This is a genomic window from Paenibacillus sp. FSL R7-0302 (assembly GCF_038006885.1).
Classification (GTDB): Bacteria; Bacillota; Bacilli; order Paenibacillales; family Paenibacillaceae; genus Paenibacillus_AQ.
The window spans coordinates 1,768,344-1,781,649 of sequence record NZ_JBBOWB010000001.1; the positions used below are offsets into that span (position 1 = coordinate 1,768,344).

The following is a 13,306-nucleotide window of genomic DNA, read 5'->3' on the forward strand; positions in this document are numbered from 1 at the left end:
TATTTTGTGCAGTAGAAATCTGATTTTTGAGTGGAAAATGTTATTCTATTGTATTTGATACATTAGATTTTGCTGGTTTGAGCAGAAAAGTGGGAGTTGTTCGAATTCTACTGTACGAAGTGCAATAGCTTTTGAATTCTGCTGGAGATTACCCTTTTCTGTTGTACATTGTGCAATTGTACTGTTGGTAAGCTCTACTATCGTACCGCATACTGTGATTCGTATCTCGTATCTCGTATCTCGTATCTCGTATCTCGTATCTCGTAATCTCACGGATAGTTGTATTTCGTGCAGCTATAAAGCTGCGGATTACCCAATAAGCTCGGATAGATGTATTCCGTACAACTAAGATTGGGCATATTAGTCTTTATACGTAAAGTAGTGATTTATAAGTGTACGAAGTGCAGCTATACCTCTCCATGGGCCGAAATCGAGCATTATAGTTGTACAAAATGCACTTAGCACTTGAGTAACAGGCACGTAATGCTTGAACGATAGACTCGTAGCGCACTCTCACAGAGTACAGCGTGCTGTTCACGCGGTGTCTGGCGTGGATCGGGAGTCCTCCAGTTAAAAGTTCGATAGCTACTAACAAGGGGATGCCTCAGCAGCCGGTTCGTTCATGGCTTGAGGCATCCCCTGTTTCAATGGAATATAATTAGGAGCGGGCTTCGGAGGACGGGGGCTGCTGCGCCTGTTGCTTCTCCCGGAAGCGGGGGCCTACGTAGTTCTTTTTGCGGTCACGGGTCAGAATCCAGCCGCCGAGGAAGGTCATTCCGGCCAGGAAGAGCAGCAGTCCGCCGCCGAAATGCAGCCACGCAAATTTGGGAATAGCAGTCTCATCGCCATGCATGGCGAAATAGTTGAACAGATCATCTTTCATCATCAGGAAGCCCGTCATCGCCAGGAGGCCGGGGATCACCAGAATAAGGATGGCAATGAAGCGTGAAATCAGCAGTTTCATCACAGTCGCTCCTCTTCGCAGCCGTTTGAATTCACCCATATGATAACGCTTTAACCTGCAAAAGTCCATGAATACATGACGTTTATAAGTTTTGAATTACTCCCGAAAGAGAGTACAATATAATAGATTGAACTGAATTCAAGAGGAATGACTGGAGGATACATATCATGACAATGACCTGTGATGTGGCGATACTTGGCGGAGGCACCGGCGGTTATGTGGCAGCGATCCGCGCTGCGCAGCTGGGCAAATCCGTTGTCGTTATTGAAATGGACAAGCTGGGCGGAACCTGCCTGCACCGCGGCTGTATTCCCAGCAAATCACTGCTGCGCAGTGCAGAGGTATTGGCTGAAATCAACGAGAGCGAAAGCTACGGTATAGAGACTACGGGCACCAAGCTGGTGTTCCCCAAAGTGCAGCAGCGCAAGGAAGCGGTAGTAGAGCAGCTACATCAGGGGGTGCAGTATCTGATGCGCAAGCACAAGATTCAGGTGCTGAAGGGCAAAGGCCGGATCATCGGGCCTTCGATTTTCTCCCCGCGAAGCGGCGCTGTAGCTGTAGAACTGGAGAATGGCGAGATGGAGACCGTGGTCTCCACGAATCTCATCATCGCTACCGGCTCGCGTCCGCGCATTCTGCCTGGCCTGGTGCCTGACGGCAAGGTGATTCTGAGCAGTGAAGAGGCGCTTACGCTTGAGGAGCTACCGGCCTCGATTATTATTGTGGGCGGCGGGGTAATCGGAGTGGAGTGGGCATCCATGCTGGCTGATTTCGGAGTGCAGGTGACTGTCGCCGAGGCAGCCGGGCAGCTGTTGCCGCAGGAGGATGAAGAGGTGGCCCGCGAGCTGCTGCGTCTGCTGAAGAAACGCGGGGTCCGGGTACTCACCGGAACAACGGTGGATGCCGAGACCTGCACAGTGTCGGAGACAGGGATTACGATTGAAGCCCGCAAGGGGGAGCAGAGCCAGAGTCTATCGGCTGATAAGCTGCTCGTATCCGTGGGACGCGTGGCGAACATCGAGAATCTCGGACTGGAAAACACAGATATCCGCTTCGATACAGGTGTCATTGCGGTAAATGCCAATATGCAGACGGGTGAGCCGCATATCTATGCGATTGGCGATTGTATCGGCGGACTGCAGCTGGCTCACGCCGCCAGCCATGAAGGCATCCGTGCGGTCAACCATCTGGCGGGCGAAGCGCTCCATCCTTATGAGACTCATCTGGTTCCCCGCTGTGTCTATACACGGCCGGAAGTGGCAAGTGTCGGTTACACAGAGAAGGAAGCGAAGGAGCTCGGCCGTGAGACGGTGACCGGCAAATTCCCGTTCTCCGCCATCGGCAAAGCCATTGTCTACGGCATGAAGGACGGCTTCGTGAAGGTGGTGGCTGACGCGAAGAACGGGGATATCCTCGGCGTGCAGATGATCGGCCCGCATGTGACCGATCTGATCGGCGAAGCGGCGCTGGCCCAGATCCTGGATGCTACACCTTGGGAGGTCGGGGAGGCTGTACATGCTCATCCGACACTGTCGGAGGTGCTGGGCGAGGCGATGCTGGCCGTGGATGGAAGAGCAATCGGATACTAGCGTGCGATAGAGAGCTTAACAAGAAGGCCGGAGGGAGCGGAACGCGCGTAATGCGCTGATATCGCTCCATACCGGCTATATTTGTTCGGTTCCAGAGCCCTGCCTTGGCGGAGGGATTTTGGCTTTTCTTTTTGCCGCGAAAAAGATTATAATGGATTTAGTACCTGGTGATAGGATCAGGGCATATATATATTTAGTATTAGGGTCAACCCGCCTGGCGGACGCATCCTGAACCTGTTAGAGATAGCGGGGCTGGAAGCTGAGCGCCGGCAATACTTTTTAGGAGGTACCTCTTATATGGAATCCCAAGGTACTGTAGACACCGTTAACAGACATAAGCAGCTTGGACTCACAGACGGCCAGGTTATCGATATGTACAGATTCATGCAGCTCGGACGGAAATATGATGAGCGCAGTCTGCTGCTGCAGCGTGCGGGCAAGATCAATTTCCATGTATCCGGCATCGGGCAGGAGGCGGCACAGGTCGCGGCGGCATTTGCACTGGACCGGGAGAATGACTATTTCCTGCCCTATTACCGGGACTATGCGTTTGTCCTCTCTGTCGGAATGACCACGCGCGAGCTGATGCTCTCCGTCTTCGCCAAGGCGGAAGATCCGAACAGCGGCGGCCGGCAGATGCCGGGCCACTTCGGCAGCAAGCGCCTGCGGATTGTAACGGGCTCAAGCCCGGTCACGACCCAGGTTCCGCATGCGGCAGGCTTCGCGCTGGCGGCGAAGATGCAGAAGAAGAAGTTCGTCTCCTTCGTTACCTTCGGGGAAGGCTCCAGCAACCAGGGGGATTTCCATGAAGCGTGTAACTTTGCCGGTGTGAATAAGCTGCCTATGATTATTTTTTGCCAGAACAATCAGTATGCGATCTCGATTCCTGCTCACAAGCAGCTTGGCGGCAAGGTCAGCGACCGTGCGCTCGGCTACGGCTTCCCCGGCATCCGGGTGGACGGCAATGATCCGCTGGAGGTCTACCGTGTGGTGAAGGAGGCCCGGGAACGTGCGCTTGCCGGTGAAGGCCCGACCTTGATTGAAGCGATGATGTACCGCTTGTCGCCGCACTCCACTTCGGATAATGATCTGGCTTACCGGACCCAGGAGGAAGTGGATGAGAACTGGAAAAAAGACGGCATCGCCGCGTTCCGCACTTATCTGACCGGACTCGGTCTATGGAGTGACGAGCAGGAGCGTGATCTGGCTGCCGAATATAATCTTGAACTGAAAGAGGCTATAACCTACGCGGAGAATGCGCCGTTCCCGAAACCGGAAGATACGCTGCTGCATGTCTACGATGAATCCGGCCTGAAGGGGGGCGCTTAAGCCATGGCGATGATGGAATATATCGATGCAATCCGGCTGGCGATGAAGGAAGAGATGGAACGTGACGAGTCGGTGTTCGTGCTGGGTGAGGATGTCGGCGTGAAGGGCGGCGTCTTCACAACGACCAAAGGCTTGCAGGAGCAGTTCGGCGCAGAACGGGTACTGGACACGCCGCTTGCGGAATCTGCTATTGCAGGGGTGGCCATCGGCGCTGCGATGTACGGCATGAAGCCGATTGCCGAGATGCAATACTCGGATTTCATGCTGCCCGCAACCAACCAGATTATTAGCGAAGCAGCCAAAATCCGCTACCGTTCCAATAATGACTGGAACTGTCCGGTTGTCATCCGTGCGCCGATCGGCGGCGGCATCTTCGGCGGGCTGTACCATTCGCAGTGCCCGGAGTCGATCTTCTTCGGCACGCCGGGACTGAAGATTGTGGCTCCTTATTCGGCTGCAGATGCGAAGGGACTGCTCAAGGCCGCTGTCCGTGATCCTGATCCGGTGCTGTTCTTCGAGAACAAGAAATGCTACAAGCTGATCAAGGGCGATGTGCCGGAAGGCGACTACACGGTGCCGATTGGTGAAGCGAATCTGCTGCGTGAAGGCAGCGATATTACGGTGATCGGGTATAGCCTGCCGCTGCATTTTGCGATGCAGGCAGCGGAGGAGCTGGAGAAGGAGCATGGCGTAACCGCACATATCCTGGATCTGCGCACCCTCCAGCCGTTGGACCGGGAAGCGATTATTGCCGCTGTCCGGCAGACCGGCAAGGTGCTGATTGTCCATGAGGACAACAAGACCGGAGGCATCGGCGCTGAAGTGGCGGCGATCATCGCCGAGCATTGTCTGTTCGACCTTGATGCCCCAATCTTCCGCCTGTGCGGACCCGATGTCCCGGCGATGCCGATCTCACCGCCGATGGAGAAATTCTTCCTGCTCAGCAAGGACAAGGTCAAGGCTGAGATGCTGCGTCTGGCGCAGTATTAAGTTCAATAATTCATTCTGCCTGGACACCGCGACCGGGACCCGGGCAAGAATGTTGCAGAAAGTGAGAAAGTGCAGCTTTAGATACGAAATAAATAGTGGATTAGGCAGAATGCTGCAGGAAATGCAACAAAATATCCGCTTTGCCGCCTGTATGAACAGGAATGCTGCATTTCGTGCAACATTTTTAATTTTGGGCAGATTTTTATGAGCGAATGTTGCATTAAGTGCAGGATTTGATGGCTGACTATCCGTTCGGGGGCCAGGAGGCTAATGCTTACAAAACAAAGCCTATGCTTCCGAAGCCAGTTCTGTACAAAGTAAATTCAAGAAGTCCACGCTTACAAACCATTAAGGAGTGACATTATGTCTGACAATACAACGCTGACGGATGTAATTATGCCGCAGCTGGCTGAATCGCTGGTCTCGGCGACCATCGGGAAATGGCTGAAGCAGCCGGGCGATCCGATAGAGCAATATGAGCCGATCTGCGAGCTGATCACGGATAAGGTGAACGCGGAGCTGCCTGCAACGGTAGACGGCACCATGGCCGAGCTGCTGGCCGAAGAGGGCCAGACGGTCAGCGTCGGCGAGATCATCGCCCGCATCGCAGTGGCTGGCTCCGCTGCGCCAGCCGCTGCGGCCCCGTCACCGGCAGCTTCCGGTGACGCCCCTACACCTGCCGCTGCCCCGGCTGCGGCATCCGGCACCGCCCCGCAGGCGGCCCACGCCGCCGCACGGCCGCCCGTGCCCGCTGCGGCTTATGACGCCGCAGCTCCAATGCGGGCCCGTTACTCTCCGGCTGTGCAGACGCTGGCCGCCGAGCACGGCATCAATCTGGCGGCCGTGCCGGGCACCGGCCTGGGCGGACGTATCACACGCAAGGATGTGCTCACGTTCCTGGAGAACGGCGTCTCCGTCCAGCCGCCGGCACCCGCAGCAGCCCCTGCTGCTGCGCCTGTACCTGACGCCGTCCCTGCACCCGCTGCGCAGCAGCCTGTGTTCCAGCCGGTTCAGGATGAATTTCAGCCGGTGCGCAATTCCGGCCTGCACCTCAGCGAATCGCCGAAGATTCCGACGATTGAGATCGAAGGCGGACGGGGCAGCAGCTCGGAATATCTGATCGACGTTACGCCGATCCGTAATACGATTGCTACCAGAATGCGCCAGAGCGTCTCGGAGATCCCGCATGCCTGGACGATGATCGAGGTCGATGTGACCAATCTGGTGGTGCTGCGCAACAAGCTGAAGGATGAGTTCAAGCGCAAGGAAGGGATCAACCTGACCTATCTCGCTTTTCTGATGAAGGCGGTGGTCAGTGCAATCAAGGATTACCCGATCATGAACTCGGTATGGGCCGTTGACAAAATCATCGTTAAACGCGACATCAACATCTCGCTGGCCGTAGGCACAGAGGATTCCGTCATGACGCCGGTCATCAAAAAGGCCGATCAGAAGAATGTCGCCGGGCTGGCCCGCGAGATCGACGAACTGGCACTCAAGACACGGGAGGGCAAGCTGCGCCTGGACGATATGCAGGGCGGTACGTTCACGGTGAACAACACCGGCTCGTTCGGCTCGATTCTGTCTTACCCGATTATCAACTATCCGCAGGCGGCAATTCTGACTTTTGAATCCATTGTCAAAAAGCCTGTCGTCATCAATGATATGATTGCCGTACGTTCGATGGCGAATATCTGTCTGTCGCTGGATCACCGGATTCTGGACGGAGTCATCAGCGGACGGTTCCTGCAGCGCGTGAAGGATAATGTGGAAGGCTACACCCCGGAGACGAAGCTCTACTAAGTAAGGCGGCTGCGGACTCCTGGGACAGGGAGAATGAGAAGCAAAGGGGAACTTACGATGACGGAGAACCTGAACCTAAGCAAACTTACAGTTACCATTCTTCCGGTGATGGAGTACGGGGCGGCCTGGGAGCTGCAAAAGGAAGCGGTGCATGCGATTGACGCGGGCACTGCTTCCGAGCAGCTGATTCTTTTGCAGCATCCGCCCACATACACCATCGGTTCACAGAATCATCCGGAGCATCTGCTCCTCAGCGGGGAACAGCTCAGGCAGCAGGGCATTGCGCTGTTTGAGATTGACCGCGGGGGAGATATTACATATCACGGGCCCGGCCAGCTGGTCGGGTACCCGCTTTTGAAGCTGGGCGAGAACGGCAAGGTTGATCTGCACGGCTATCTGCGCAAGCTGGAGTCAGTTATTATTGCGTATCTGGAGGCCTATGGCATTGCGGGAACCCGCAAGCAGGGGTATACCGGGGTGTGGGTCGGTGATGAGAAAATCTGTGCCATCGGTGTAAAGTTCAACAAGTGTAAATTCCGCCGTGGGTTTGTCACCAGCCATGGCTTTGCCTTCAACGTATCGGCCGGGATCGGGCAAAGCGGCTTCACAGGCATTATCCCTTGCGGGATTGCGGAATACGGAGTGACCTCGCTTGAGGAATGTACAGGGCGCGCTTTTGACATCGGGACGGTCGCTGAAGAGCTGGTGCCTTATTTCCTGGAGCAGTTTCCGTATAGCCAAACAGCGCCCGGGGAACCCGGACGCTGTTACTTAAGCGCTAAGCGTGATTAACCGGCCATAAACGGTTCGATGACGAACAGCACCGTAGAGGCGATCATAGCGAACAGCATGATGTAGATGATAATGCGGAACCATTTTTGTCGTTGCATGAGTGACTCCTTTGAGATTAGTTTAAGTTATGAGCATAAGCTCACAATTGAACGCAGTACAACCATTGTAACGTATCTGAGAAAGAGAGGGAAGTCCATATGATATCACAAGACCGATTGATCCATGAGTTCATGGAGCTTGTCCAGATTGACAGTGAGACCCGGAATGAACGGCAGATTGCCGATGTGCTCAAGGAGAAGTTCAGCAGCCTGGGGCTGACTGCGGTGGAGGACGATTCGCAGGAGAGAACGGGGCACGGAGCCGGCAACCTGTTCGTGACCTGGCCTGCGGACAGCGGAGTGAGCGCGCCGAAGCTGCTGTTCACCTGCCATATGGATACCGTGGTACCCGGCCAGAAGATCAAGCCTGCCCTGGGGGAAGACGGCTGGATTCGAAGTGATGGCAGTACCATTCTTGGAGCGGATGACAAAGCGGGACTGGCTGCCCTGTTCGAAGCAATCCGGGTCATTCAGGAGCAGAAGCTGCCGCACGGCCAGATTCAGTTCGTCATTACGGCAGGCGAAGAGTCGGGGCTGATGGGCGCACGCGCCATGGACCCGGCGCATCTGGATGCAGATATGGGCTTCGCGCTGGATTCCAACGGAGAAGTGGGAGCCATCGCGATTGCAGCACCGGCCCAGGCGAAGGTAACGATGCAGATCTTCGGCAAATCCGCCCATGCAGGCGTGAACCCGGAGGATGGTATCAGCGCCATTCAGGTAGCGAGCAAAGCGATCTCGGCTATGAAGCTTGGTAGGATCGACAACGAGACGACAGCGAATATCGGCAAGTTCGCCGGCGGCGGACCGACGAATGTGGTCTGCGATCATGTGCAGCTGGATGCGGAGGCCCGCAGTATTGTGCAGGAGAAGGTAGAGAAGCAGATTGCGTCTATGCGTGAGGCGCTGGAGACTACCGCACGCGACCACGGTGCGCAGAGTGAATTCCGCAGCGAGATGATCTATCCGGCGTTCAGCTTTAATGGGAATGATCCGGTTGTTCAATTGGCTGACCGGGCGATCACTTCGCTGGGCCTGACGACCCGGCTATTCGCTTCGGGCGGCGGCAGTGATGCCAATGTGTTCAACGGGCTGAATGTTCCGGTTGTGAATCTGGCGGTTGGCTACGAGGATATTCACACTACGAAGGAGCGGATCAAGGCCGCAGACATCGTCAAGGTGGCCAGCCTGGTTGTAGCCATTGTGGCCGAGAGCCAGAAGGGCTGAGCCGTTCAAGACACTGTGCAGCAGGGACCCGTCCATGCCAAGGCTAATACCAAGGCGGTCTGCTGCCGCATAACAAATAATAAACAGGAGCTGCTTCCGGGATGATCCGGGAGACAGCTCCTTCTTATACCCTGGAAGATCATAGACGTTGACCGGAAGAACGAAGCGGCATTATCCAGCCTTGGAAGCTTTGATCCGCGAATCTGCCTGGAGCAGCAGGATGTAAGAGAGGGGCATATCGCGCCCGTATTGCTTCATCCACCCGGCCATTACGGCCATAATCTGTTCCGGTTTACCTACCATTGTAACTGCGGATGAGCTTGCTTGGACAAGGATGTTATTCATGCCTGCATTCCTTCTTTCTTCTTAAGTTTGCTATAATACACCCTATGCCTAACGATGCCAAAGGAGACCACAAATCTATGAAAAAAGATGAAATCAACCGCAACCCCGCATTAGATGAAGAAACATTGTCAACGAAGCCGATTTTTGCAGGCCACATTATTTCGCTTCAGGTGGATATTGTGAGACTGCCGGACGGCAACACTGCAACCCGTGAGGTCGTGAAGCACCCTGGAGCTGTAGCTGTGCTGGCTTTGAATCAAGGTAAAATGCTGGTCGTGGAGCAGTACCGTCAGCCGATGCACCGTACCGAGGTGGAGATTCCCGCAGGCAAGCTGGACCCGGGTGAAGATCCGCTGGCGGCTGCGGGCCGTGAGCTTCAGGAGGAGACCGGATTTCATAGCGGGGGGCTGAAGCTGCTGAAGTCGTTCTACACCTCTCCCGGCTTCGCCGACGAGATCATTCACCTCTATGTGACCGAGGATGCCCAGCCGGGCGAGATGGCGCTGGATGAGGATGAGTTCCTGGAGGTCTCCGAGCTGACGCTGGAGGAAGCCTACCAGTACATTGCAGACGGACGGATTGCCGATGCCAAGACGATGATGGCGGTCTATGCCTGGCATCTCTACACGCTGACAGGCCAATGGCACTAACGGCCGAACTCAGCAGTGTCTATTGCGATCTGCATGTGCATATCGGACGGACCTCAGAGGGGCAGGCGGTCAAAATCAGCGGCAGCCGTGATCTGACCTTCGCCGGAATTGCCAGGGAAGCGGCGGAGCGCAAGGGGATCGGCCTGATCGGCATCATCGACAGCCACTCACCGGGCGTGCTGCGTGATATTCATACCGCGCTGGATTCCGGTGAAATGACGATAGCCGAAGGCGGCGGAATTGCGTACCGGGGGACAACGATCCTGCTGGGAACCGAGATTGAGATCCGTGAGCCCGGGCGGCGGGAGTGCCATGTCCTGGCCTTCATGCCGGACCTTGGAACGATGGAGGATTTCAGCACCTGGATGAGCGCCCATATGCGTAATGTGAATCTCAGCTCCCAGCGCCTGTACGCCCCTTCCAGGGTGCTTCAGGACGAGATTACCGGGCGGGGCGGGCTGCTGATCCCGGCCCATATTTTCACGCCTCACAAGGGACTCTATGGATGTGCGGCCGAACGGATGGCTGAGTTATTCGATCTGGACCGCATCGCGGCGGTGGAGCTTGGCCTCAGCGCGGATTCAGAGATGGCAGGGTATATCTCGGAGCTTGACCGTTACAGCTTCCTGACTAATTCCGATGCCCATTCTCTCGGCAAAATCGGCCGCGAGTACAATGTCATCGAGATGCGGGAGCCCTCCTTCGAGGAGCTGAAGCTGGCGCTCCAGCGCTCGGCAGGACGCAGGGTCAGCGCCAACTTCGGGCTGAATCCCCGGCTGGGCAAATATCACCGGACCTACTGCGGCGGCTGCGGCAGCATCATCGATGAAGCCTACAGCACCTCGGAGCGCTGCCCGTATTGCGGCAGTCCGAAGCTGGTCCAGGGTGTGCTGGACCGCATTCTGCACATTGCCGACCGTTCGCTGCCGCAGGTTCCGGAATATCGGCCGCCTTACCATTACCAGGTGCCGCTGGAGTTCATTCCCGGCCTCGGCAAGCGTAAGCTGAACCTGCTGCTGGAGGCTTTTGGCACAGAGATGAACATTCTGCACCGGGCTGGGGAAGCCGAGCTTGCCGCTGTAGCGGGGGCAGAGCTGGCCGGGCTGATCGTGCTGGCCCGCAGCGGGCAGCTCGTCCTCTCCTCGGGAGGCGGAGGCACCTACGGCAAGGTGCTCAAGAGCTAAGGACAAGTCATAGATCAGGACATTCCCTCATATGGTGTAACATGTGACCGGAAAGGGGAATGTCAGGGTGCGCAGTTTAAAGCTGATGGTGAAGGAACAGACGCCTCTTTATATTTTTGTCGCGGTATTATTTCTGGTCGGGGTGGTCTTCGGAGCGCTTATCGTCACTGCGCTTACGCTGGATCAGCAGCAGGAGCTGGGCGATTACTTAAGCAATTTCTTCGTGACGGTCGATCAGCAGGGACTGCCTGCCGCGCAGGATTCATACTGGAGCATCGCCGCCTTTCATCTGAAGTGGGTTGGCCTGATCTGGGTGCTCGGCTTGTCCGTGATCGGACTTCCGGGAATTCTGATTCTGGATTTCCTCAAAGGCGTGCTGATCGGCTTCACCGTCGGCACGCTCGTCAGCCAATATTCCTGGCACGGCATGCTGTTCGCCCTGGTCTCCGTCGCTCCGCATAATCTGGTGCTGATTCCGGTGCTGCTGGTATGCAGCGCGGCGGCCCTCGGTTTCTCCCTGCTAATGATCCGCAGCCGGGTGCTGGGACAGCAGCGCCGCACGCAGGTGACTCATCCGTTCATGATGTATACGCTGCTCTCGCTGGGGATGGCGCTACTGGTGATGGGAATCTCGGGCTTCGAGGCTTACGTGACTCCGGTGATGATGCGCTGGGTGACGCCTCTTCTGGTGTCGGCCGGATGAGGAAGAATTTTCAAATATGGAGGATCTGTGAATGAATGGGCCAGCCCTGTCGAGATGCTAAAACCGTTTGACTTCTTAAAGGAAATCCCCCTATAATGGAAGAAGTGGCTTGAAGCCCGGTGTGGTAATTTTCCAAGGGGGAGGCAGACAATGGAAGCCCGAATAGACAAGATTAAGCAACAACTACAATCCCAAGGATACAAGCTTACACCTCAACGGGAAGCGACCTTAAGAGTTCTCCTGGAGAACGAGGATGATCATTTAAGTGCGGAAGATGTATTCATGCTTGTGAAAGAAAAGGCGCCCGAGATCGGTCTTGCCACCGTGTATCGTACCCTGGAACTGCTTAGCGAGCTTCATGTCGTGGAGAAGATCAATTTCGGAGACGGTGTGGCCCGCTATGATCTGCGTACAGATACGGCGAAGCATCATCATCATCATTTGATTTGTGTGCAGTGCGGAAGTATGGATGAGATTCGTGAGGATTGGCTCGGACCGCTGGAAGAGCGGCTGGAGCAGGAATACAACTTCACGGTGGTTGATCATAGACTTGATTTTCACGGAATATGCCACCGCTGCAAGGATAAGAATCCGGCAGAGGACAATACTCCCGAATAAGCGTATATAGAACGTGGACTTAAGAATGCTTCATTGCGAAATTCCTAAGCTCATCTTCAAATGAGGAATGACCGCGCAAGCTCTCCCCCGGCTGAATGGCTGGAGGGGAGCTTTTTGATTGCCTGGAGAGTAAGGATAGTGGGCTGTAGCGGGGGATGAAAGGGATAAATCCCTTTGAATTGGCTGAAAGTGGACAGGACGAGGAAATGAAAGGGATAAATCCCACTAAATTCACTAAAAGTGGGCTGGACGGGCAGTTGAAGGTGAGTAATGAAGAGCACAAGTGCACCTGAATTCAGCCAAAGTCGGCTAAACGGGCAAATGAAGAGCACAAGTGCACCTGAATCCAGTCCAAGTACGCTATATTGAGCAAATGAAGAGCATTAGTGCACCTGATTTTGGCAAACGTGGACTAAACAGGCGAATAAGGTGTAAAAGTGCACCTGATTTCGGCAGAGCCGTCTCAGTGAAAGCGGCCAGGGAGCCAAATATTACTTAACATACATAACACGTTCCTCCGGCGCATAAAGTGAAGGACGAGTTCTGCTCACACTCCTTCTTCCCGCATTCTTTCTACCCGCCGCACTTGCGTGCGCTTACCCAAGTGCAGCAGAAGGGGAGCATATGCAGGATGATGATGCAGATGCTGATATCATTTTGAGGAGGCTGCCTGGATGATTATTTCTCTGCCCCGCACGGTGCGCCGGCTGTATTTCATGACGATGCTTGTGGCGGTAAGCTGTGTGCTGTATTATGTTTTGAGCTGGGTCAGCGCATGGATCAGCCCGGCCCGCAATGTTGAGATTCCGGAAGGCACCGCCGTCCGGGCGTTTCAGGATGTCCAGTATGGGGAACAGGGGATAAGTGCGGGGGATCGCCTGCGCCTTTTTTACTGGTACGGGGAGTAACGGGCCGGATTGCAGGATTAAGGGAGAAGTATGTCGAATCAATCTATAGCATGTCATGGAACAACGCTGTTCCGGCTGCTGGATCTCAACCCGCTGCGAAGCCGCA

The 13,306-nt window shown here is 55.3% G+C and carries 14 protein-coding genes; 11 read left to right on the forward strand and 3 right to left on the reverse strand.

The window, feature by feature from the left end; translation table 11 throughout:
• Nucleotides 1–658: 658 nt before the first annotated feature.
• A complete protein-coding gene (locus MKY96_RS07440; protein ID WP_036698330.1) occupies nucleotides 659–964 on the reverse strand; it encodes a DUF2627 domain-containing protein in 306 nt (101 codons plus the stop codon).
• 167 nt (nucleotides 965–1,131) lie between these two features.
• On the opposite strand from MKY96_RS07440, the gene lpdA reads away from it, so the two are divergent.
• The 5 genes from lpdA to lipB all read left to right on the forward strand — a co-directional run bounded on the left by lpdA (nucleotide 1,132) and on the right by lipB (nucleotide 7,467).
• The gene (gene lpdA, locus MKY96_RS07445) at nucleotides 1,132–2,553 is read left to right on the forward strand and encodes a dihydrolipoyl dehydrogenase (RefSeq protein WP_339249490.1); all 1,422 of its coding nucleotides are present in this window, start codon (nucleotides 1,132–1,134) and stop codon (nucleotides 2,551–2,553) included.
• Nucleotides 2,554–2,850: 297 nt separating this feature from the next.
• The gene (locus tag MKY96_RS07450; protein ID WP_036731999.1) at nucleotides 2,851–3,882 is read left to right on the forward strand and encodes a thiamine pyrophosphate-dependent dehydrogenase E1 component subunit alpha; all 1,032 of its coding nucleotides are present in this window, start codon (nucleotides 2,851–2,853) and stop codon (nucleotides 3,880–3,882) included.
• 3 nt (nucleotides 3,883–3,885) lie between these two features.
• Nucleotides 3,886–4,872: an alpha-ketoacid dehydrogenase subunit beta gene (locus tag MKY96_RS07455; RefSeq protein ID WP_036698320.1), complete on the forward strand. Its 987-nt coding sequence runs from the start codon at nucleotides 3,886–3,888 to the stop codon at nucleotides 4,870–4,872.
• Between the two features lie 363 nt (nucleotides 4,873–5,235).
• Nucleotides 5,236–6,675: a dihydrolipoamide acetyltransferase family protein gene (locus MKY96_RS07460; RefSeq protein ID WP_340939522.1), complete on the forward strand. Its 1,440-nt coding sequence runs from the start codon at nucleotides 5,236–5,238 to the stop codon at nucleotides 6,673–6,675.
• 33 nt (nucleotides 6,676–6,708) lie between these two features.
• Nucleotides 6,709–7,467 carry a lipoyl(octanoyl) transferase LipB gene (gene lipB, locus MKY96_RS07465; protein WP_445671423.1) on the forward strand — a complete coding sequence of 253 codons (759 nt, stop codon included), beginning with the start codon at nucleotides 6,709–6,711 and terminating at the stop codon, nucleotides 7,465–7,467.
• Here lipB and prli42 read toward each other — a convergent pair.
• Nucleotides 7,464–7,565 carry a stressosome-associated protein Prli42 gene (prli42, locus tag MKY96_RS07470; protein WP_155991680.1) on the reverse strand — a complete coding sequence of 34 codons (102 nt, stop codon included), beginning with the start codon at nucleotides 7,563–7,565 and terminating at the stop codon, nucleotides 7,464–7,466. The two genes, lipB and prli42, sit on opposite strands and share 4 nt — an antisense overlap.
• A 99-nt stretch (nucleotides 7,566–7,664) precedes the next feature.
• Between prli42 and MKY96_RS07475 the strand changes: the two genes are divergently transcribed.
• Entirely contained in the window at nucleotides 7,665–8,792 is a 1,128-nt protein-coding gene (locus MKY96_RS07475; protein WP_340939524.1) for a M20/M25/M40 family metallo-hydrolase, read from the forward strand.
• Nucleotides 8,793–8,963: 171 nt separating this feature from the next.
• On the opposite strand, the gene MKY96_RS07480 is transcribed toward MKY96_RS07475, so the two are convergent.
• Nucleotides 8,964–9,137, reverse strand: a complete 174-nt coding sequence (locus MKY96_RS07480) for a hypothetical protein (RefSeq protein WP_340827352.1) — start codon at nucleotides 9,135–9,137, stop codon at nucleotides 8,964–8,966.
• A gap of 77 nt (nucleotides 9,138–9,214) precedes the next feature.
• Between MKY96_RS07480 and MKY96_RS07485 the strand changes: the two genes are divergently transcribed.
• The 5 genes from MKY96_RS07485 to MKY96_RS07505 all read left to right on the forward strand — a co-directional run bounded on the left by MKY96_RS07485 (nucleotide 9,215) and on the right by MKY96_RS07505 (nucleotide 13,200).
• Nucleotides 9,215–9,787, forward strand: a complete 573-nt coding sequence (locus MKY96_RS07485) for an NUDIX hydrolase (protein WP_340939525.1) — start codon at nucleotides 9,215–9,217, stop codon at nucleotides 9,785–9,787.
• Nucleotides 9,778–10,971 (forward strand): endonuclease Q family protein, encoded by a 1,194-nt coding sequence (locus MKY96_RS07490; protein WP_340939526.1) that lies wholly within the window; start codon nucleotides 9,778–9,780, stop codon nucleotides 10,969–10,971. Before MKY96_RS07485 ends, MKY96_RS07490 begins: the two co-directional genes overlap by 10 nt.
• A gap of 67 nt (nucleotides 10,972–11,038) precedes the next feature.
• Nucleotides 11,039–11,674 (forward strand): stage II sporulation protein M, encoded by a 636-nt coding sequence (gene spoIIM, locus MKY96_RS07495; protein ID WP_076086458.1) that lies wholly within the window; start codon nucleotides 11,039–11,041, stop codon nucleotides 11,672–11,674.
• Between the two features lie 150 nt (nucleotides 11,675–11,824).
• Nucleotides 11,825–12,292 (forward strand): ferric iron uptake transcriptional regulator, encoded by a 468-nt coding sequence (gene fur, locus MKY96_RS07500; protein WP_036732017.1) that lies wholly within the window; start codon nucleotides 11,825–11,827, stop codon nucleotides 12,290–12,292.
• A gap of 674 nt (nucleotides 12,293–12,966) precedes the next feature.
• Nucleotides 12,967–13,200 (forward strand): DUF4227 family protein, encoded by a 234-nt coding sequence (locus MKY96_RS07505; RefSeq protein ID WP_076086452.1) that lies wholly within the window; start codon nucleotides 12,967–12,969, stop codon nucleotides 13,198–13,200.
• Nucleotides 13,201–13,306: the final 106 nt, after the last annotated feature.